The 21,255-nt window shown below is 58.6% G+C and carries 19 protein-coding genes and 3 pseudogenes; 14 read left to right on the top strand and 8 right to left on the bottom strand.

The features are described from left to right. Window positions 1-361 precede the first annotated feature (361 nt). The 12 genes from traI to trbI are packed head-to-tail and all read left to right on the top strand — an operon-like array spanning window position 362 to window position 10,644. A complete protein-coding gene (gene traI, locus N2599_RS37560; RefSeq protein WP_027513407.1) occupies window positions 362-997 on the top strand; it encodes an acyl-homoserine-lactone synthase in 636 nt (211 codons plus the stop codon). Further along, window positions 994-1,965 carry a P-type conjugative transfer ATPase TrbB gene (trbB, locus tag N2599_RS37555; protein WP_027513406.1) on the top strand — a complete coding sequence of 324 codons (972 nt, stop codon included), beginning with the start codon at window positions 994-996 and terminating at the stop codon, window positions 1,963-1,965. Before traI ends, trbB begins: the two co-directional genes overlap by 4 nt. Beyond that, window positions 1,955-2,362 carry a TrbC/VirB2 family protein gene (locus N2599_RS37550; protein ID WP_027513405.1) on the top strand — a complete coding sequence of 136 codons (408 nt, stop codon included), beginning with the start codon at window positions 1,955-1,957 and terminating at the stop codon, window positions 2,360-2,362. The genes trbB and N2599_RS37550 overlap by 11 nt, the downstream gene beginning before the upstream one ends. After that, entirely contained in the window at window positions 2,355-2,654 is a 300-nt protein-coding gene (locus tag N2599_RS37545; RefSeq protein ID WP_027513404.1) for a conjugal transfer protein TrbD, read from the top strand. The genes N2599_RS37550 and N2599_RS37545 overlap by 8 nt, the downstream gene beginning before the upstream one ends. A 9-nt stretch (window positions 2,655-2,663) precedes the next feature. Beyond that, window positions 2,664-5,132 carry a conjugal transfer protein TrbE gene (locus N2599_RS37540; protein ID WP_027513403.1) on the top strand — a complete coding sequence of 823 codons (2,469 nt, stop codon included), beginning with the start codon at window positions 2,664-2,666 and terminating at the stop codon, window positions 5,130-5,132. A 19-nt stretch (window positions 5,133-5,151) separates the two neighbouring features. After that, window positions 5,152-5,913, top strand: a complete 762-nt coding sequence (gene trbJ / locus N2599_RS37535) for a P-type conjugative transfer protein TrbJ (RefSeq protein WP_245209324.1) — start codon at window positions 5,152-5,154, stop codon at window positions 5,911-5,913. Beyond that, window positions 5,910-6,137: an entry exclusion protein TrbK gene (gene trbK / locus N2599_RS37530; protein ID WP_027513401.1), complete on the top strand. Its 228-nt coding sequence runs from the start codon at window positions 5,910-5,912 to the stop codon at window positions 6,135-6,137. The genes trbJ and trbK overlap by 4 nt, the downstream gene beginning before the upstream one ends. Further along, window positions 6,131-7,321, top strand: coding sequence for a P-type conjugative transfer protein TrbL (gene trbL / locus N2599_RS37525; protein ID WP_027513400.1), 1,191 nt, complete (start codon window positions 6,131-6,133; stop codon window positions 7,319-7,321). The genes trbK and trbL overlap by 7 nt, the downstream gene beginning before the upstream one ends. Before the next feature lie 18 nt (window positions 7,322-7,339). Beyond that, a complete protein-coding gene (locus N2599_RS37520; protein WP_027513399.1) occupies window positions 7,340-8,002 on the top strand; it encodes a conjugal transfer protein TrbF in 663 nt (220 codons plus the stop codon). A 17-nt stretch (window positions 8,003-8,019) separates the two neighbouring features. Continuing rightward, the gene (trbG, locus tag N2599_RS37515; RefSeq protein ID WP_027513398.1) at window positions 8,020-8,865 is read left to right on the top strand and encodes a P-type conjugative transfer protein TrbG; all 846 of its coding nucleotides are present in this window, start codon (window positions 8,020-8,022) and stop codon (window positions 8,863-8,865) included. Then, window positions 8,865-9,326: a conjugal transfer protein TrbH gene (gene trbH / locus N2599_RS37510; protein ID WP_027513397.1), complete on the top strand. Its 462-nt coding sequence runs from the start codon at window positions 8,865-8,867 to the stop codon at window positions 9,324-9,326. The genes trbG and trbH overlap by 1 nt, the downstream gene beginning before the upstream one ends. 13 nt (window positions 9,327-9,339) lie before the next feature. Beyond that, entirely contained in the window at window positions 9,340-10,644 is a 1,305-nt protein-coding gene (gene trbI / locus N2599_RS37505; RefSeq protein WP_027513396.1) for an IncP-type conjugal transfer protein TrbI, read from the top strand. An 89-nt stretch (window positions 10,645-10,733) separates the two neighbouring features. On the opposite strand, the pseudogene N2599_RS37500 reads toward trbI, so the two are convergent. Then, window positions 10,734-12,211 (bottom strand): annotated as a pseudogene (locus N2599_RS37500) (NAD-dependent succinate-semialdehyde dehydrogenase). A 133-nt stretch (window positions 12,212-12,344) separates the two neighbouring features. Beyond that, window positions 12,345-12,428, bottom strand: a pseudogene (locus N2599_RS37495) (Rid family hydrolase); the annotation flags it as partial. On the opposite strand from N2599_RS37495, the pseudogene N2599_RS37490 reads away from it, so the two are divergent. After that, window positions 12,423-12,701: pseudogene (locus tag N2599_RS37490) on the top strand (transposase); the annotation flags it as partial. The pseudogenes N2599_RS37495 and N2599_RS37490 overlap by 6 nt on opposite strands. A gap of 13 nt (window positions 12,702-12,714) precedes the next feature. On the opposite strand, the gene N2599_RS37485 reads toward N2599_RS37490, so the two are convergent. From N2599_RS37485 to N2599_RS37460, 6 genes are all read right to left on the bottom strand, one after another. Further along, window positions 12,715-13,689, bottom strand: coding sequence for an ornithine cyclodeaminase family protein (locus N2599_RS37485; RefSeq protein WP_051336826.1), 975 nt, complete (start codon window positions 13,687-13,689; stop codon window positions 12,715-12,717). Window positions 13,690-14,306: 617 nt separating this feature from the next. Further along, window positions 14,307-15,194, bottom strand: a complete 888-nt coding sequence (dapF, locus tag N2599_RS37480; protein ID WP_037143937.1) for a diaminopimelate epimerase — start codon at window positions 15,192-15,194, stop codon at window positions 14,307-14,309. 14 nt (window positions 15,195-15,208) lie between these two features. Continuing rightward, window positions 15,209-16,552 (bottom strand): diaminopimelate decarboxylase, encoded by a 1,344-nt coding sequence (gene lysA / locus N2599_RS37475; protein ID WP_156915372.1) that lies wholly within the window; start codon window positions 16,550-16,552, stop codon window positions 15,209-15,211. A gap of 263 nt (window positions 16,553-16,815) precedes the next feature. After that, a complete protein-coding gene (locus tag N2599_RS37470; protein WP_087003020.1) occupies window positions 16,816-17,634 on the bottom strand; it encodes an IS5 family transposase in 819 nt (272 codons plus the stop codon). Between the two features lie 230 nt (window positions 17,635-17,864). Beyond that, a complete protein-coding gene (locus N2599_RS37465; protein ID WP_027513393.1) occupies window positions 17,865-18,134 on the bottom strand; it encodes an aldehyde dehydrogenase family protein in 270 nt (89 codons plus the stop codon). A gap of 500 nt (window positions 18,135-18,634) precedes the next feature. Continuing rightward, window positions 18,635-19,624, bottom strand: coding sequence for a M14 family metallopeptidase (locus N2599_RS37460; RefSeq protein WP_027513391.1), 990 nt, complete (start codon window positions 19,622-19,624; stop codon window positions 18,635-18,637). Between the two features lie 412 nt (window positions 19,625-20,036). Here N2599_RS37460 and N2599_RS37455 point away from each other — a divergent pair, with 412 nt between their 5' ends. Beyond that, the gene (locus N2599_RS37455; RefSeq protein ID WP_027513390.1) at window positions 20,037-21,143 is read left to right on the top strand and encodes an aminotransferase class I/II-fold pyridoxal phosphate-dependent enzyme; all 1,107 of its coding nucleotides are present in this window, start codon (window positions 20,037-20,039) and stop codon (window positions 21,141-21,143) included. The last annotated feature ends 112 nt before the right edge of the window (window positions 21,144-21,255 follow it).

The raw sequence follows: 21,255 nt of genomic DNA, 5'->3' as shown, positions 1-21,255 counted from the left end.
TTTGCCCTACGACGGTTTTTTGCCGATCGTCTCTGATTTTCCGTCGCACCACAGTTACCCGATTCCCATCTTCCGTCAAACTTTACTTGGTTAACCAATGGTTAAGACGGATTCGCCTTCTCTCCGGCCGGCCGCCAATTCCTCATTGTATCTCAGTTAGTTAGGCTATGTCCTGTTGCCCGCAACAGCGTGCAACAACTGCAAATTTGCACGTCTTATCAACAATTCGTCTCCCGCATCCGTTCGAAGTTCCAGGACTATGCCGTTGATTCGGTAGAATCGCCGAGGTGCAAATTTGCACGTTGCCACATGTGGGTCGTGTTGCTCTTCCTAACGCCGGTTCGTTTTCACGGAGGGGAGCATGCACATCACTATTGTTTCGCCAGACCTCTACGAGCAGCATTCCGGCCTGCTCACCAAGATGCATCGCCTTCGAGCCGAGGTCTTTGGATCGCGCATGGGCTGGGATGTAACGGTCGCTGCCGGCAAGGAGCGAGATCGCTACGACGCCCTTGGGCCCACCTATGTCTTGGCTATCGACGCCGAACGGGTCGCCGGCTGCGCGCGTCTTCTTGCCGCCTCCGGGCCGACGATGCTCGAGGACACGTTTCCGCAGTTGTTGGCCGGCGGCTCGCTAGCCGCTCATGCGGGAATGGTCGAGAGCTCACGCTTTTGCGTCGACACCTCGCTCGAAGCGGGAAGGGGAGGCGGCCAGTTGCACATGGCGACACTCACCACGTTTGCAGGCATCATCGAGTGGTCGATGGCAAACGGCTATGACGGGATCGTCACCGCAACAGATCTTCGGTTCGAACGCATCCTGACGCGCGCCGGATGGCCGATGACGCGCCTCGGCGAGCCTGCCCCGATTGGCAACACGATCGCTGTCGCCGGCAGTCTTCTCGCCGATCACGCAAGCTTCGAGCGCGTCCGCCCACCAAGCTACCGATCGGAAATCACACTCGCGAGCGACGCGCGTGACAGGAGTGCCGCATGACCCAGCTCCGCTCTCACTCCCGCCTGGTGCGCAAGCTGCAGGACGCGCTCGGCGACCAGCTTTGCGTGGCGCTGGACGATGCGACCGTTGTCGAGATCATGCTGAACCCGGACGGACGGCTATTCATCGAACGGCTCGGCCGCGGCATCGCCCCGGCCGGAGAGATGTCGCCGGCTGCGGCCGAGGTCGTGATCGGCAGCGTCGCCCACGCGCTCCAGTCCGAGGCAGATCACGAGCAACCGATCATTTCCGGCGAATTGCCGATCGGCGGCCATCGTTTCGAAGGACTGCTTCCGCCGGTGGTTTCGGCGCCAAGCTTTACGATCCGACGCCGGGCATCCCGTCTCATTCCGCTCGACGACTATGTGAAGAACCAGGTGATGACCGAAGCGCAGGCCTCGGTGCTCAGGAGCGCCATAGCATCACGCCTGAACATAGTTATCTCCGGCGGAACAGGGTCGGGCAAGACGACGCTGGCCAATGCGGTGATCGCCGAGATCATCAAGACCGTGCCGGAGGATCGCATGGTGATCCTCGAGGACACCGCGGAGATCCAGTGCGCGGCCGAGAACGCGGTGTGCCTCCACACGAGCGACGGCATCGACATGGCGCGACTGCTCAAGAGCACGATGCGCTTGCGCCCGGACAGGATCATCGTCGGGGAAGTCCGCGATGGCGCGGCTCTCACGCTGCTCAAGGCCTGGAACACCGGTCATCCGGGCGGCGTCACCACTGTGCATTCCAATACGGCAATGTCCGCCCTGCGCCGCCTCGAGCAGCTCACCGCGGAGGTCAGCCACCAGCCGATGCGCGAGGTGATCGGTGAAGCCGTCGATCTCGTCGTCTCAATCGAGCGAGCGGGGAGAAGCCGGCGTGTTCGCGATGTGATCCATGTCGCAGGTTTTAGCGGCGCGACGTATCAAACCCAACACTGTGCCCAGATAGATGAGGTCAGCCATGCAGCGTAAGCGTCACACTATATTGAGAGCTGGAGCTGTTGCTCTTCTATTGTCGGTGATGCTGGCGTCGCCGGCACTCGCATCATCCGGTGGCGGTGGCCTGCCCTGGGAGGCGCCGCTCCAACAGATACAGCAATCGATCACTGGCCCTGTCGCCGGCTTCATCGCGCTGGCGGCGGTGGCAATCGCCGGCGGCATGCTGATCTTCGGCGGCGAGCTCAACGACTTTGCCAGACGGCTTTGCTACATCGCGCTGGTTGGCGGCGTTCTGCTCGGCGCCACCCAGATCGTCGGCCTGTTCGGCGCAACCGGTGCCACGATCGGCAGCCTCGAGCCAAAGATGCACGAGAGCCTGAGCTGGCAGATGGCGTCCGCCGAGCGGGAAGGGGAGAGGGCGCATGGCTGAGTCCGGCTCCAATCTTATCCGCTCACGAATCCATCGTGCATTGTCGCGGCCCAATCTGCTGATGGGCGCGGATCGCGAACTGGTGCTCCTGAGCGGGCTCGCGGCCGTGATCCTGATCTTCGTCGTGCTTACCTGGTATGCGGCAATCTTCGGGATGATGTTCTGGCTGGTTGCCGTCGCGGCCCTTCGCATGATGGCCAAGGCCGATCCGCTGATGCGCCGGGTCTATCTCAGGCACGTCTCTTACAAATCGTTCTACAGGGCCACTCCGTCGCCCTGGCGGCGTTACTGAGGCCGCGACATGGTAGCCTTGAAGCAATTCCGGCATTCCGGTCCGACGTTTGCCGACCTCGTTCCCTATGCGGGCCTGGTCGACAACGGCATCATGCTCCTGAAGGACGGCAGCCTGATGGCCGGCTGGTATTTCGCCGGTCCGGACAGCGAGAGCTCGACCGACACTGAACGAAACGAGATCAGCCGTCAGATCAATACGATCCTGGCGCGCCTCGGCTCCGGCTGGATGATCCAGGTCGAGGCGGCGCGCGTTCCGACCACCGATTATCCTGATGAGGCAGATTGCCATTTTCCGGATGCGGTGACGCGTGCGATCGATGCGGAGCGGCGGGCGCATTTCGGGCGGGAGCGGGGGCATTTCGAGAGCCGGCATGCGCTGATCCTGACGTGGCGGCCACCGGAGCCGCGGCGATCCGGATTGACACGCTACGTCTATTCGGATGCCGCCAGCCGTTCCGCCTCCTATGCCGATGGCGTTCTCGACGCCTTCCGCACCTCGATCCGCGAGATCGGGCAGTATCTCGCCAATATCGTTTCCATCCGCCGGATGATGACGCAGGAGACCGGGGACCGCGGCGGATTCCGGGTCGCACGCTACGACGACCTCTTCCAGTTCATTCGCTTCTGCATCACCGGCGAAAATCACCCGGTACGCCTGCCGGATATCCCGATGTATCTCGACTGGCTGGTGACAGCAGAGCTTCAGCACGGTCTGACGCCGACGATCGAGAACCGCTTTCTCGGCGTCGTGGCGATCGATGGCCTGCCGGCTGAGAGTTGGCCGGGCATTCTCAATGCACTTGATCTCATGCCGCTGACCTATCGCTGGTCCTCGCGCTTCGTCTTCCTCGATGAACAGGAGGCGCGGACGCGGTTGGAACGCACCCGCAAGAAATGGCAACAGAAAGTACGACCCTTCTTCGACCAACTGTTCCAGACGCAGAGCCGCTCGCTCGACCAGGACGCCATGACGATGGTGGCCGAGACGGAAGATGCGATCGCGCAAGCGGCCTCGCAGCTCGTTGCCTATGGTTATTACACACCCGTCATCGTCCTCTTCGACGACGAGCAGCCGCGCCTGCAGGAAAAGTGTGAAGCCATTCGCCGGCTGATCCAGGCGGAAGGGTTTGGCGCGCGGATCGAGACACTCAACGCAACGGACGCCTTCCTCGGCAGCCTGCCGGGTGTTTCCTATGCCAATATCCGCGAGCCGTTGATCAATACCCGCAACCTTGCCGATCTCGTGCCGCTCAATACGGTCTGGTCGGGAAGTCCGGTCGCTCCCTGCCCGTTCTACTCGCCCGGCTCGCCGCCGCTGATGCAGGTCGCGAGCGGCTCGACGCCTTTCCGGCTGAACCTGCATGTCGACGATGTCGGCCATACCCTGATCTTTGGCCCGACCGGATCGGGCAAGTCAACACTGCTGGCGCTGATCGCCGCGCAGTTCCGCCGCTATGACGGCGCCCAGGTCTTCGCCTTCGACAAGGGACGGTCGATGCTGCCCCTAACACTTGCTACCGGCAGCGACCACTACGAGATCGGAGGTGAAACCAGTGGGGGAGGGGAGGCGGCCTCTCCCCCACTGGCCTTTTGTCCGCTCGGCGAGCTGTCTGGGGATGGTGACCGCGCCTGGGCGGCCGAATGGCTGGAGACGCTGGTGGCGCTGCAGGGCGTCACCGTGACGCCGGATCATCGCAACGCCATCTCGCGGCAGATCGCCTTGATGGCGCAGTCGCGCGGCCGGTCGCTATCGGATTTCGTGAGCGGCGTGCAGATGCGCGAGATCAAGGATGCGCTGCATCACTATACCGTCGATGGGCCAATGGGCCAGCTTCTCGATGCCGAAGAAGACGGCCTGACGCTCGGCGCCTTCCAGTGCTTCGAGGTCGAGGAGTTGATGAACATGGGCGAGCGCAATCTCGTGCCCGTGCTCACCTATCTGTTCCGGCGGGTCGAGAAGCGGCTGACCGGCGCGCCGAGCCTGATCATTCTCGACGAGGCCTGGCTGATGCTCGGTCATCCGCTATTCCGCGACAAGATCCGCGAATGGCTGAAAGTGCTGCGCAAAGCCAATTGCGCGGTGGTGCTCGCCACCCAGTCAATCTCGGACGCCGAGCGCAGCGGCACTATCGATGTGCTCAAGGAAAGCTGTCCGACCAAGATCTGCCTGCCGAATGGTGCCGCGCGCGAACCCGGCACGCGGGAGTTTTACGAACGGATCGGTTTCAACGAGCGGCAGATCGAGATCGTCGCCACTGCCCTTCCGAAGCGCGAATACTACGTCGCCTCGCCCGACGGACGCCGGCTGTTCGACATGGCGCTTGGGCCCGTCGCGCTCTCCTTTGTCGGCGCATCCGGAAAGGAAGATCTCAAGCGCATCCGGGCGCTGCACTTCGAACACGGGAACGAATGGCCGAAACACTGGCTCAAACAGAGAGGGATTGCTCATGCGCCAACCGACCTTCAAATCGACTGATCATCGCTACACCGCCGCCATGCTCGCCATTGTGGCAGCGTTGGCTCTGCCAGCTGCTAGTATCGCCGGGGGCGTCACTGGCGAAGCGACGGAGTTCACCCAGCTCGCCAACAATGCCGAGCTCGTCGCGCTGGTCGGCAAATCGGCCGAGCAGGTGAACAACCAGATCACCCAGATCAACCAGTTGGCGCAGCAGATCCAGAACCAGCTGAGTATCTACGAGAACATGCTGCAGAACACGGCGCAGTTGCCGGAGCATGTCTGGGGTCAGGTCGAAAACGATCTCAACCGGCTGCAGAGCATCGTCGGGCAGGGGCAGGGGATCGCGTTTTCGATGGGCAATATCGACGACCAGCTCCAGCAGCGGTTTCAGAGCTACGCCGAGATGAAGAGCAGCCTGCCCAGCCAGGCAAGCTTTTCGACCACCTACCAGTCCTGGTCGGACACCAACCGTGACACGATCGCCGGGACGCTGAAAGCCGCAAACCTCACCGCCGAGCAGTTTTCCAGCGAGGAATCCACCATGTCGTCGTTGCGCTCGATGTCCGAAAGCGCCGACGGGCAGATGAAGGCATTGCAGGTGGGCCATGAGATCGCCACCCAGGAGGTGGCGCAGATGCAGAAGCTCAGAGGCCTCGTCTCCCAGCAGATGACCATGATGGGCACATGGTATCAGTCAGAACAGGCCCAGAAGGATCTCGCCCAGGCGCGGCGTGAAAAGTTCTTCAACGCGCCTGAGCACGATATCCGCAGCGGCCAGACGATGGAGCCGCGCTGGTGAGCCCGCGTCTGATCATCGGCCTTGCATTGGCAGGGATCGTCGCGCTTTCCGCTGGTGCCAGCTGGATGCTCGCGCAGCCGCGACCAGAGGCGCAATCCGGCGTAGGTGCTACCGCCGCAGAGCCCGCCAACGACGCCAGGCGCCGGGCGCATCGCGAAAAGTTCTTCAGTGGCGACCCCGAACGGGATGTGCGCGGTGGACAGGAGATGAAACCGAGATGGTGATCACCCGCCCCTCACGCAAACTGGAGCTGACGTTCATCACGTTCGGCATGCTGCTGTTGGCGGCTGTTCCAGCGCTCGCCCAGCAGGGTCAGGTCTTGACGACGCTTGAGAACTCCGTCGTCACCGCGGCCAAGGGGTGGGAAACCACCATCATGAATGCCGCGCGATCCCTGTTCTGGATCCTGGCGGGGATAGAGGTCGGTATCGCCGCCGTGTGGCTGGCGATCAATGCCGCCTCGCTTGACGCCTGGTTCGCAGAGCTTGTCCGGCGGATCATGTTCATTGGGCTCTTCGCCTTCATTCTCGACCACGGCCCAACGGTCGCCCGCGCCGTCGTCGACAGCCTCTACCAGATCGGTGCCGGCAGCGGCTCGGCGTCGCCGGCAAACATCTTCGATGCGGGTATCCGGGTGGCGTCAAAAATGTCCGAGCAAGCGAAGTTCGGGCTTTGGGAGGATAATGCGCTGGCGATCGCCGCGGTCTTCGCCATGGTGATGGTGGTCGTTTCCTTCAGCCTTGTCGCCGCGATCTTCGTGGCCGTCATGGTAGAGATGTATATCGGCCTGCTCGCGGGCATGATCATGCTTGGTCTCGGCGGCTCCTCCTATACCAAGGACTTCGCGGTTCGGTATCTCGTCTACGCCTTCTCCGTCGGCATGAAGCTGATGGCGCTGGTGATGATTGCCAAGATCGGTTCCGACATCCTGCTTTCGCTTGCCGAGACGCCATCCACCGACACCGACCAGTTCATCTCGACGCTCGCGGTCGCCGGCATCTCCGTCGTCATTTTTGTCATTGCCATGTATGTGCCGCCGATCATCCAGGGCGTGGTGCAAGGCGCTTCGGTTTCGGGTGGCATGGAGGCGATCCGGCATGGCGGGCACGCGGCGAGCTTTGCGGCGGGCGGCGCCTTTCTCGGAGCAACTGCCGCAAGAGCAGGCGCCGAGACCGCACAAACTGCAAGGGCAGGGGGATCGTCGATCGCAAGTGCGGCGTTGCGCGGCATGGCGTCGACCATTGGCAACGCGGGATGGGCTGCCGGATCGGCGGCCAAGGAAAAGGCGATCGGTTCTCCCGGCGCGTATGCCGGCTCGCTGCTCGGCCTGGCCAATGCCAAGCTGGACGGCGGCCGCAGCAGTCGTAGCGCGCCGAAGCCACCTCCCGAACGCAACGATCAAGCATAATCAGAGAGGACGGGAGAAATGGCAGCGAACCGCGCGCCCGACAACCCCTATCTTGCCGCACGAAACGAATGGAACGAGCGCTACGGCTCGTATGTGAAGGCGGCCTCGGCGTGGCGCATCGTCGGCATCACCGGCATGGTCATGGCCGTGGTCGGCTTTTCCTATGCGCTTTATCAGAGCACGCAGGTCAAGCTCGTGCCCTATATCGTCGAGGTCGACAAGCTCGGCACGGCCGCAACGGCCGGGTTCCCGCAACAGATCGAATATGCCGACGCGAGAGTGGTGCGCGCCACCCTTGGCGGCTTCGTCTCAAACTTCCGCTCGGTGACGCCGGATGCCGTGGTCCAGAAGCAATATATCGACCGCACCTATGCGCTGCTCAGAACGACGGATCCGGCGACCGAGAAGGTCAATGCGTGGTTTCGGTCGAGCTCGCCGTTTGAGAAGGCGAAGACGGCCACTGTCTCCATCGAGGTCAATAACATCGTCGCACTGTCGAACCAGTCCTATCAGATCGACTGGACCGAGTTCGAGCGCGATCGCAAAGGCAAGGAGACCGCTGTGCGCCGGTTTCGCGGCATTGCCACGGTGACGCTCACACCGCCTCAGGACGAGGGTATCATCCGCTTGAACCCAATCGGGCTTTATCTCCGCGACTTCGACTGGACTGCACAGCTTTGAAAGGCATGGCCACGCACATGAACATGAGAACAAACACGCGACGCGCCGGGCTGATCCTTGCCCTGGCAAGCGGGCTGATCACCGGAACAGGTCTGACGTCGGGCGCGCTTGCAGGCGGTGTGTCGGCCAACGAAGAGAAGGGCATCGACATCTCCGGCAAGTGGCGGGCGAGCCGCGGCCTGGTGACCCGGGGCGACGACGGCAAGGTCATCTTTTTCTTTGGCGAGGTGCAGCCTTCGGTCGTCTGCTCTCCCTTGCAGGTCTGCGATATCGAACTCCAGCCCGGCGAGGTGGTGCGCGACGTGCTGGTGGGCGACACCGTGCGCTGGAAGGTCGAGCCCGCGACCTCGGGCGCTGCCGGAGGCCAGGCAATCCACCTGATCGTCAAGCCGTCCGAGTCAGGTCTTGTCACCTCCATGGTGGTGACGACCTCGCGGCGGACCTATCATATCCAGCTGAAATCCCATCCGACGCAATATATGGCCCGGGTCGGTTTCGAGTATCCGGAAGACGTGTCGGACAAGCTCGCCGACATCAATGCCCGGCTGGAGGCCAGCACGATCCCCGGCGCCGACGTGCCGGCCGAAAAGCTCAGCTTTTCCTACTCCGTCTCCGGCCGCGCCGGTTGGCGACCGACGCGGGTCTATAGCGACGGGCAGAAGACCTACATCCAGTTCCCTCGGCGGATTTCCGGGCGGGACGCGCCGGTGTTGTTCGTCGTTTCCGGTGGCCAGAATCGGATCGTCAACTATCGGATGAAGAACGACATGATGATCGTCGATTATAATGTCGAAAAAGCCGTCCTCGTTTCGGGCGTTGGCTGGAAACAGGAGAAGGTGACGATCCGGCGGGGAGGGCGGTGATGCGAGCTCTTCTCCTTCGCCCAATCCGCCAGCTCGCCGCCGCCGGCCTCATCGTTCTCGTTCTTTCCGGATGCCAGACCGGTGGCACCGATGACGTCGTCGCCAGCGAGGCGCCGCCGGATGTTTCCGGTCCGGCGGCAAGCGCCATCGCCGGCGATATGGTCAGCCGCCTCGCCGAGCAGATCGGGCCTGGCAAGGTGACGATCGCGCTCAAGCCGGACGCGTCGCCCTTCGGTCAGGCGCTGGAGGCGGCGCTCAAGGGCTGGGGCTATGCCGTCGTCACAGACCAGAAGACGGACAGCAGCAAGAGCGTCATCCCGCTCGCCTATGTGCTCGTCCCCTTCGAGGGCCAGGTCCTGGCGCGGCTGTCGACCGGCAAGGTAGAACTCGGGCGTGCTTATACGGTATCCGCCAGTGGTGCGACGCCAGCGAGCGCGCTGTCGCTGCTCAAGCGCGGGTAGGGGAGAGAAGAACATGGTACAATCTCTCAAGCTCGGTGGCAGCACCGCCGAGGACGCGCAGTCAGGCATGCGCCGGATCAACCGCCTGCCGATCATCGTCGTGATCGCGCTGGTGATCCTTTTCCTCGGGGTGATCTTTTACGGCCTTACTTCCCGCGGGCTGTTTTTCAAGGATGCGGGGCTGGAAACGAGTTCCGGAACGCCCGCCTCAACCTTTGCCGATCAACTCAAGCGCGGTGTCTCCGACGGCATCATCGGCGACACCGAACAGCAGGTCACTTTCCAGCCGACACCGGTCGAGAAAAAGGAAGACAAAGCGACAAATCCCTTCACGGAGCAGCCGGTCCGGGAAGAACCGCAAAGGAACCAGCAACTCGAGCCGGAGGCGATTTGGCGGGCCCGCCTGAAGCGGGAGCAGCAGGAGCAATATCTGCGTGAGCGGCAACGTCAACGCATGGCACGCCTGCAGGCGAATGACGCGGCCTATGACGCACCACTCGCCATCGACCGAAGCAAGCTGGAGGCAAGAGCTGACAAGACAAGCGACCAAACCTCGGCCGACAAGTCGACGGCATCATCCGCGACCACCACCCTGCCGGATCTTTATGCCGCTGCCCTGAAAAACGGGCTCGTGGGGCAGGACCTCGACCAGAACGGCCAGAAGTCAAAGGAGGATTTCTTCAACACCGATCTCAAGGAGCTTGGATATCTGTCCAACCGTGTTGTGCCGCAGCAATCGCTCTTTGAGCTGAAGCGTGGCTCGGTGATCCCCGCAACCTTGATCACAGGAATCAATTCGGACCTTCCAGGCCGCATCACCGCCCAGGTCAGCCAGAACGTCTATGACAGCGCCACCGGTTACCGGCTGCTGATCCCGCAGGGGGCAAAATTATTCGGGCGCTACGACAGCAAGGTTTCCTTCGGGCAAAGCCGCGTTCTCGTCGTCTGGATAGATCTTATCTTCCCTAATGGATCGACACTTCAGATCGGCGGCATGGCGGGCACCGATGCGCAAGGCTACGGCGGTTTCCATGACAAGGTGAATAACCACTACTGGCGGACGTTCGGTTCCGCAGCGTTGATCGCCTTGATCGGAACCGGCATCGACGCGTCGATGCCGGAAAGCTCCACGCTCGCCACCCAGGAGACCGCGTCGGATGCGGCACGGCGAAACTTTGCAGAAAGCTTTGGCCGCGTTGCCGAGCAGACGATCAGCCGAAATCTGAATGTCCAGCCGACGCTGGAAATTCGACCCGGCTACAAGTTCAATGTCCTGGTTGATCAGGACATTATATTCCCAGAGACATACCGAAACTAGGGTCGACGTGCTGTTAGCACCGGGGACTCCCAGCCGCGGGAAAAGCGCACCGCCGAGTTAGACACACGGCGCCGGGACCCCGGTTTCGTTCAAAGCCCGCCGATGCAGAGATACTTCATCTCGAGATAGTCCTCGAGCCCGTGCCGGGATCCTTCACGTCCGATGCCGGACTGCTTGATGCCGCCGAAGGGTGCTGCCTCCGATGACATGCGGCCTGTGTTGATGCCGACCATACCGTACTCTAGAGCTTCGGCAACGCGCCATACGCGCCTGAGATTGGAGGCATAGAAGTAGGCGGCGAGGCCATAGATGGTGTCGTTGGCTTCGCGCACGACGTCATCGGAATCGTCGAAGCGGATGATCGGCGCCAGAGGTCCGAAGGTTTCCTCCTGAGCCAGCCGCATAGAGCTGACGACTTCGGTAATCACGGTCGGCTCGAAGAATGTGCCCGAGGTACCGATACGATGACCACCGCATTGAACCTTTGCACCTTTCTTGACGGCGTCATCGACATGCGCCTCGATCTTTGCCAAGGCCTGGGTATCGATCAGAGGGCCGATGGCGACGTCCGGATCAAAGCCGTCGCCGACCCTGAGCGTGCGGACGCGCTCGGTGAACTTTTCGGCAAATGCGTCATAGACGCTCGCCTGGACGTACAGCCGATTGGCGGACACGCAGGTCTCTGGCCGGCATTGCGGAACTTGGCCTGTATCGCGCCATCGACGGCAGCGTCGATATCCGCGTCGTCGAAGACGATAAAGGGCGCATTGCCGCCGAGCTCGAAGCTGATCCGCTTGATTTGGTCCGAGCACTGCCGCATCAGCAACCGGCCGACCTCGGTCGACCCGGTGAAGCTGATTTTCCGCACCTTCGGATTGGAACAGAGTTCGCGGCCGATCGCGTCGCCTTCTGAGGCATAGACCAGATTGAGAACACCTTCCGGGAAACCGGCCAGTCCTGCCAGAGCAAACATGGCGCCGGCGACCAGAGGCGTTTGCTCGGCCGGCTTGAGAATGACGGTGCAGCCGGCGGCCAGGGCCGGCGAGATTTTGCGCGCAACCATTGAGGCGGGGAAGTTCCAGGGCGTGATCGCGCCGACGACACCGATCGGCTGCTTGATCACCAGCATGCGCCGGTCATTCGAGGGGGCCGAGATCGTCTCGCCATAAATCCGGTTAGCCTCTTCGGCATACCATTGAAGATAGGCTGCCGCGTGCAGGATTTCGGATTTGGCTTCGGCCAGCGGCTTTCCCATCTCGGCCGTCAGGATGGCCGCAAGGTCGTCGCTGTTTTCGAGGATCAGCCGGTGCCAGTTCCACAGAATGTCCGACCGCTCGCGAGCGGTGAGCCCCGCCCAGTCTTCTTGTGCGGCATGCGCTTTGTCTATGGCCGCGGAAACATCCTCAGCGCTCATGTCCGGGATCTCGGCTAGCAGTTCGCCTGTTGACGGGTTGAAGACGGGGAAACGGTTCCGCGACTTGGCCGCAAGCGCATCGGGGCCCGCAGCAAGGCCGGCGAACCGCTCCGCGTTTTTCAGATGCCTCGTCAGTGCCGGTGTCAGCGTCATCCTCTTTCCTCCTCGAATGGTCAACTTTCACTGATCGTGTCTTGCGACACCTGTATGCGGAAACGCAAAACCGGAGCAATGGGTGATCATTGCTCCGGCTCGCTCCTTTGCTCGCGGGGCTGCCTATGTGCCGTTAGCTCAAGGCGATGACGGCCTCGATCTCGACCTTTGCGCCTTTCGGCAGGGCCTTGACTTCATAGCAGGCGCGCGCGGGGTACCCGCCGACGTCGTAATGACCGACACCGCTTATGACAGCGATCGCCTGCGCAATGCCATCGCTGATAAAGGCGCTGTGGCGGTGATCCCCAACAATCCTTCCCGCGCGCAAAAATACCCGCTGGACAAGCATCTCTACGCCCAGCGCCACCTGATCGAATGCTGCTTCTCGAGACTCAAGCAGTTCCGCAGGGTCGCTACGCGCTTCGAAAAAGCTGCCGAAAACTACCTCGCAGTCGTCACTATCGCAGCAATCGTCCTATGGATCAGATAACTGTCCACACTTGCTAGAGCGGCAGAGTGACGCCAATATTCATTTCGGATGCTCGTTGAAAAATGAGCGAGGCGATAGCCGTATCGATTATACCGGGCCCACTGAAGATTAAAGCAACGCGATCACTATCGGCACGGCGAACAAGCTCGCCGCGAGCTACCGCGATCAAGTCTCCAGAGAGATGCTGTGCGTCAAAGTTAATCGCCTCCATTCCACCAGGACCGCTTAAAGCCATATCGTCGGTGATCACGGTATCAAGTGAAAGTAGTGATTCAGCATTCCAGCTGTAGCCCCTGTCGACCATCGAAATAAATGTGCCAGATGCAACAGCGTCCCCGCGCAGCTGAAGGTTTGTTTCGGAGGCGTGCGGAACGCTTGTAATTATGATGGAAGCTTGCTCCAACACCGCTTGCGGGGACTCACAAATCTCAGTTGTTAGCTCCATCGCCTCGGCCTTGCGGCAGAACTCCCCGGCGGTTGCAACTTTTCTGCTATAGGCGAAAATCTTCTTGATGCAGAAGACATCTTTCAAGATGTTGAGGTGAGCCAAGGCCTGTGCACCACAAGCGATAAACCCTAGCGACGAAGATGTAGGCAGCGCGAGATGCTTCGCTGCGAATGCCGAAATGGCAGCCGTGCGAATTTCAGAGATCCACGTTCCGTCGAGGACAGCCACTGGCACTCCCTGCTCGGCTTCGTTCAGCATTATCATCGGGTGAAAGTCTGGGAACTTGATGTCGCTGTTTCCTGGGAAGTACCCGAACCACTTAATTCCACAAATAGATGGATTTCGAATGAGGCCGCTCTTGGCAACAAACCGTGACGTCTCCGATACCGGCATAATATAAGACGGGAATTGTATTGCTTTACCTTCAGCCACCTCGGCAAGACATCTGCCAACCTCGGAAACAAGTTCGTCCGCGGCGATCGGAACTGAAGCGACGTCGTTCCGGGACAAATAGAGAAGGGAAGTTGTTTTTTGTTTCATCAGTGTTGTGCCACTCAAGCTTGGAGGCGTCACGCATCATTAAGCTGCTGGTTCGCCTTTGACCATGTGTCCAGAAACAGTCTTGTACCGGTGCTTGGCTGAGGCAGGCCATAATGCCTGACCCGTGCACCAAGTTTGGAACGCTGCGCCGACTGCATCCTTGGCTGCAATGACCCGCTTCTCAGTTCAGCACTCTAGAATTCAAAGGTCTCCATGACACGGTAACTGGCGTCCCTTCTGCAAAGTGCGCTTGACCTCGGTTTTGAAGCTTTGTAATCATGGGCTGATCACCCCGCGTACAAGGTACCGCGTTGCTGCCCGAAAGGGACATTCTCCACTATGCCGTCAAGGCTGTTGGATCATTCGTGAATTTTGAGCCCGGGCCGATCACTACATTTCGCACGAAGAGCCAGCCCTGGCTTACCAGAGTTCGTTGAGCCCTTGATCAAGCCGTCCTGGAACCGTCACTTCGCCGGCACCATTTTCGACGTGCTCGACCCAACTTGGGCTCATTTGGCCACTAAAATGAGGCAAGAAGCCGGCTGATCCGCTTGCCATCTCCGCCGCGAGAAATTTCGCTGAGTTAATTGAGTGAGAAGCAGCAGTTCCGGAAATCTTCAAGCGGCAAGTCTGCCTTCGATGTACCCGTGGCAGCAGAACGCCACAGGCCCGGTCATCACAACCATGTCGTTCTCGATAAGCTCGATTTTTAGCTCTCCTGCCGGAAGGTACACTTTGACTTTCATCGAATTTACGAAGCCCCGCTTCAGGGCAGCATAGGCAGCGACGCACGCGCCTGTACCACACGCTTTCGTCAGAATTCCGGGACGTTCCCAAACGGCTAGACGTATACTGTCGGCGTCAATTGCCTCAGCCACCCCGACGTTCACCCCTTCGGGAAAAAGCGGGTCGTTCTGTATAGCGGGAGCGAACAGGGGAATGTCGTCGTGTACCAGCCGGTCGACGAAGAAAACAGCATGAGGATTTCCGATGTGAAGCGCCACGCCATCAGAAAGGGGGCCGCTCTTCAGAGGGAGATGAAGCGTGTCAACTTCGCGGCTCATAGGGACCTTCTGCCAATCGAGGCTGATTGGCCCCAGCGTGACGCTGATTTGTCTTGAGCCGGCCCTGTGGCACTTCAACATTCCGGATGCCGTTTCAATAACCACTTCTTCAGTGCGCGTTTCCTCCAGAAGCAAGTAGGCCATACAACGTGTCGCGTTGCCGCACGCTCCTACTTCGTTTCCGTCAATGTTGAAAATCCGCATGGCTGCATAAGCACCTGCCGCCCGGCCCTCGCTGGAAGGTCGTTCGATAGTTAGGAGTTGTTCGCCTCCTGCTCCAACGTTCGTGCTGCAGATGCGAATAATATCCTCAACGGCGAAAGGCTTAGCGACCTCTCGTCGATCTAAGATGACGAAATAGTTCTCGAGGCCGTGCATCTTAACAAATGGCCAATGACCATCAGCCGGCACGGTCTGGGACAGAAATTCGATGTGATTCATTTTTGCCACCGGTTTCAAAGTGCGGTTGTCGCGTTAGTCTCGGAGCGGCATTTCTGCCAAGGCGTTGCGCTCTCTAGTTCGAGCAAGTCTTGTATCGTCTGACGACGGCGGATCACTCGGAACCGATCTGCCTCGACCAAAACCTCGGCGATCAAATCGCGGGAGTTATAGGTAGAAGCCATCGACGCGCCGTACGCGCCTGCGCACCCGAACGCGATGCGAACACCTGATTGGAGAGGCGGCAGAGCGTCATACGTTCCAAATACGTCAGATGACTCGCAAACTGGGCCGACGATTTGATAAGGGTGCGCACTGCGATGCCCAGGGTCCTGCAATGGTAGGACGGGATGGACGGCGTTATAGAGCGCCGGACGCATGAGATCGTTCATAGCCGCATCGACGATCACCAGAACGGTACCGCCGGCTTCTTTAAGATTGAGGACTTCGGTAACAAGAAGACCGGCCGGCCCGACGAGCCAACGACCGGGCTCGACTGTCAATTCGCAATGCAGACCGCCCACCGTCTCCTTGACGATGGCCGCGTACTCGCCAACATCGGGACCTACGCCGAAATTGTAGTTGATCCCCAACCCGCCACCGAGGTCCAGGCTGCGCACCGGCAGATCCCGTGACCTAAGCTGATCAACCAAAGATGCAAGACGGCGATAAGCAGCGCGATAAGGAGACAGGTTCAGGAGCTGCGAGCCAATGTGGACTGCCAAGCCTGCGACATCAAGCTCGGTGCATGCTGCAGCCTTAGCATAAAGCTCCTCAATGAGCTCTATATTGATGCCGAACTTATCGCCTTTCTTCCCCGTGCTGATTTTCGCATGAGTATGAGCGTCAACATCCGGATTCACTCTAAAAACTACTGGCGCCCGGCAGCCCAGATCACGTGCGACTTCTCGAATTGAATCCAGTTCCGCCGGGGATTCGACGTTAAGCTGATGGATACCAACTTCAAGCGCACGGCGTATCTCGCGCCGCGTCTTTCCCACGCCAGAAAATACAATCTTACTTGGCGCTACTCCAGCCGCGAGGGCCCGCTCCAGTTCTCCGCCAGAAACGATATCCATCCCGCACCCCAAATCAGCCAGGAGCTTGAGAATGGAGATATTGCTATTTGCCTTGACAGCGAAGCATACTGAGGCATGCACCGGCTTAAGTTTGTCAGCCAGCAAAGTAAAGGCATTTCGAATTGTAGAGGCGCTGTAACAATAAAAGGGAGTCGAAACCTCGGCTGCGATGTCCTCGACGGCCAGTTTTTCGATGAACAGCTCCCCGTTCCGATAAGACAAACTATCATGGTTTAACCGGATCCGTTCTGTTAGATCTTCTCTTGTCGGCGCGTATGTCATCTCATCTCCAGGCCCTGTCCATTCATGGGTCTGACTTTTGCAGATGACAAAAACATCGCAAAATACTATGTGCCGGCCATCTAATTCAGACTCGATATGGACCGAGCTCGGCTCTATCGCTCCATCAAAGCGGGCAAGGTTGAAGCACGCGAGGTTTGAATTCGGCAGTCGAGGACGCCTAGCTCGTCCCGTTTTGATCGAGCTCTCTGAGAAGACCCGTTGCTCCTGAAGTAAAATTGCAGGTCCGAATTCTAAGAGTCCGTTCAAGAAAGCGGATATCGAGCGAGCCTTCTTGTCATTAGCTTGATCATAGCGGTCTGAATGAAGGCGAGGCTTGTGCCAGAGAAGCGCTCGAAATCCTTTGCCATTCGGCGGTTTATGCCGAGCCACGCCAACGTCCGCTCGACGATCCATCGCTTCGGGAGCACCTGAAAGCCGGCCTGATTGCGTTTGACGATTTCCATCGATCGCGGACTGGCCTCTTCGACTGTCGGGCCCTGATACCCGCCATCGCCGCAAATTTTCTCGATGAATGGAAAGCGGTTGACGAGCCTGTCGAAAACAAGTGCTGCTCCATCACGATCCTGAATACCTGCCGAATGAACCTCCGCTTTCAGAAGCATGCCCAGGGTATCAACCAGAATGTGCCGCTTGCGGCCCTTGATCTTCTTGCCTGCGTCGTATCCGATATCGAGACGGGCATCTGGGCCGGTCTTCACCGATTGGCTATCGATGATGGCAAATGACGGCTGTTCTTCGCGCCCCTCAAGCCGCCGCGTCCGGCAGTAGAGCGCGTCATGGATACGACGCCACGTCCCGTCCCGGCAGAACCGCTTGAAATAATGATAGACCGTGCTCTTCGGTGGAAAATCATGCGGCAGCAATGCCCATTGGCAGCCTGACTGCAGCAGATAGAAAATCGCGTCCATCACCGCCCGAAGCGACGTCTTGCGTCGGCGGCCCAGTCGAGGCTGCCTTGGCATAAAGGGTTCGATCAGGCCCCACTCACGGTCAGTCAGATCGCTTGCGTAGCGCATGCGGCTTCTGTCATGATGACGCCGGGTGAAGGGTGTCCAGGCCATTCGATCTCTCCGTATTTGTCGCAAAATACAAAGAATCTGATTGCCGCCCTTCACTCAACCCCACGACCGCCAGCCATTCTTGAACAGACACTAAGGAAGCGCCTTTGCCGCCGAAAGATCTACAACTTAGAAGAGGTCAGCGCAGCTCACCAACCAAGGAAAACTGTACGGGTGTCAGGTGAGGTTGAAGGAGCTTGCGATAATAGCGCCGGCGAACAACCCGATCGGCATCATACCACCTGAGCCAAGATCCATTTCATGAACTGGTCAATACTCGCTTGAGTTCCTTTCCTTTCCAGTCCCACAAGCCAATACGCGTTGTTGGTTGACATGGGGAGATCAGCAATCGCGCCGACGACTCGGACTGGCTGCTTGACAAAGAGCAAGCGTCTGTCATCGATGGGAGGCGAAATAGTTTCGCCGTAGATCCGATTTGCTTTTTCGGCATAGCATCTGATGTAAGCGGCTGCATGCGAGATCTCCAACCGCGCTTCGTTCAATAGTTTTCCTATTTTCTGCGATTAGTATGGCTGCGAGATCATCGACATTCTCGACGATTAGCCGGTGCAATTTGCCAACAAGTCGGAGCGCTCGCGTGCGGGCTTAGCAGCCCATTTTGCTCGAGCGTTATAAGCCCGGTCGATGGCTTCCAAAACATCCACTGTGTCCGCATCTATCAATTTCTGCCAGAACATCGCCGGTGGAGGGATTTAGGACCAAAAAGCGATTTCTCGAGCTTGCGCACTCCTGCCCCAACTCAGAACTGGAACTGGTAAATGGAGATGGATTTCTGAGATGTTTGGTGAGAGACCGTGTCAACATTCAGTCTGCCGTCCCTCTCGGTGTCGCTCAGAGCGTCGCCAAAACTGGACGAAGCGAGGCGCCACCAATCGAGGCAGCCGATATCACGCTGTGAGGAATACCACCATTGAGCGGCCTCTTCGTTAATCCTAGCCAGCGACAACTGAACCGCGGCAGCCCTTCCCAATCGTAGGTTCGATCAAGCGCTTTTCGCTTCCACAGCTACTGCAAGTATTGGGGATCCCTCAGGAATGGACGGATGTGTCATGTGCCAGAGAAGAAAACCTGCTGCAGGTGCAGTTATTTCCGCCAGATGCTCGCCAAAAAAATTGCGAACAGTCCCAAGCTTTTGGTTCTTCTCGATGCGTTGGCCAGGCTCTACTGCAGCGTGGTACTCACCACTCACCGGCGACTTCACCCAAAGGTAATTATCGCAGAGAATACGCGCATTGCGGAACGTCGAAATTGACGTATCAAGGATACCCAGCTTACGCGCTATATTGAGAACACCATCAACGTGAAATGCGATGGCATCCTCCTCCAGAAGCCCATTCGAGCCCGCCTCGGACATTAAGGCGACGCGATTGTGTTTCGCAAATCCGGTGGGAGGTCTGCCGGGTTTGGTCATTAGCTCGGGTGGCAAACCCATTACAAATTCGGCATCGAAGCACTCTGCCATCTGGCGACTTGTCTCGTCCAGTTGTGGGTTGCTTGTGCGCTGATAGATGGTGAATTTCGAAACGCGTTCGCGCAGATCGCCGCCATGCATATCGATATAGCAGTCCGCATCAGCACACCACTCGTTCATGATCGCGTAGCTTAGCGCTTCGGAGAACGAGCCATCGCTTTTGCCAGGGAAGGTATAGTTGATGTTTTTGTCGTCAAGCGGGCAAACGTACTCCGTATATCTGAAAAGTGCCGGTTGGTTGATTAAGGGGATAATCGACACCGTTCCTTTCATTTTGGAAGGCTCAAATAGTTTTTGCAGGCGCACCGCGGCTTCGATCCCAGCCACCTCATTGACGTGCACCCCGGCCGAAACGCAGAGCTTCGGGCCCGGCTCAATACCCCGGATTTCGCAGATCGGCCAAGTGTAGCCAGCGAGCCTTGGGTTATCAAAGGTTAGATGCCCACGACATATGCCGGGCTGACCGATTAAACAACTGTCTTTCGAAGCACTGAGCTGCATGGATCTGTCTTTGGGATCAAGCGATTGCCACTTCTAACAAGGCAAGTACGCCACTTCTGTATGAGCCTGTTGTATCGACTACAATTGCAGAAAGCTAAAGAGCGTGAAAATATCATAAAGCCTTGCCAAAATTCATCCCAGATATAAGAGACTTCCCGCACGCATCGGTCGATGGCCGTACTTGAAACCAGGCTGCTCATAAGTGCGGAGGCGCCGCAACCGCTCAGGGTTCAGGGCGTTCTCGACGACCTTCCATATCGAAAGCGAATTAGAACCTGTCGATAATGTATTTTCCTGTCATCATTCAATTTGGGAAGATGATTACCAGCTAGGGATGCCTTTCGGTTGAAGCGGCGCGCAGATTGCATGTTGGCGGCTCCTCAGGCGCCGTTTGAAATGTAAAGGACTGACGATGGAAGAACTTCCCGAGGGACTGCAATTCAGGATGGAATCGCCCGTCGGTCCACGTATGCGTATTGATGGTCGAGAGGTCAGTTATTTTAGCGGAACAAGTTACCACACCCTGCACGGCCACCCGGTCGTTATCGACGCCGCCATCAAAGCGTTACAAGCATTCGGTCTTGGCTCTGGCACACACGCTGCGATATCTGTCTACGAAGAAGCAGAAGCAGCGGTTTGTGCGCATTTCCGATGTGAGAAGGCCATCTCCGTAGCCTCCGGATATCTCTCGATGATGACGCTTTTGTCCGCGTTGCGTGATGATTATGATATAATATTTGCTGATGAGCGGTGTCATTTCAGCGTTAAAGACGCGCTCATTTGCTCTCAGAAACCGGTGGTGCTTTTTCGGCACCGAGATCCGGGGGATCTGTCTGACCAAATGGCGCGTCATTTAGGGGAGGGGCAGGTTCCGCACGTAGTGACGGACGGAGTCTTTTCATCTACCGGAGCTCTGGCGCCTCTGGATCGATACGCGCATCTTCTTAAATCCTACTCATATGGCATGCTATGTGTCGACGATTCACACGGCGTCGGTGTTCTTGGTGCCACTGGGAGGGGTACTTTGGAGCATTTCGGCGTCGAAGGCGAGAACGCCCATTCTGCTGGAACTCTAAGTAAGGCTTTTGGTGGTTTTGGAGGCATCATTCCAGCGAGCAAAGTGCTGGCGAAGAAGATTGCCGCAACCGGAGCAATCGCAGGAGCCTCCTTTGTCCCTATCCCCGCCGCAGCGGGTGCTGCAGCTGGACTGCGTCTGTTTATGAAGGATCAAACGATCTTGCAAGCTTTGCGCGGGAACGTGGAGCAAATGCGGAAAGGTTTCAGAAGTCTCGGATTGTCTGTTCCAGAGACACCCGTTCCGATTTTCACTATCCAGGCAGACGTCGATCTAAGACGCGTTAATAAAGCACTTCGAGACGCGAACATAATTGTCAAATATATGAAGGCCGGTGGATATGCCGATGCTCCGCCAGTGGAGACGTTAAGAGTTGCGGTGTTCTCAAGCCACTCGCACGGCCAAATAGATGAACTGGTTTCGGTGCTTCGCAAGCATCTGTAGCAGGCAAATAAGCTATCAAGATATTGTTCGGCACACGGGGATCTACTCCCCGTGTTGTTTGATCTAGCTCATTCCCGAATGCGCTGTCCCGGCGGGTATTTTCCTCCAGAAT

Origin of the sequence: Rhizobium sullae, from assembly GCF_025200715.1 — a bacterium.
Taxonomy (GTDB): Bacteria; Pseudomonadota; Alphaproteobacteria; order Rhizobiales; family Rhizobiaceae; genus Rhizobium; species Rhizobium sullae.
This window is presented reverse-complemented; position numbering and strand designations above follow the sequence as displayed.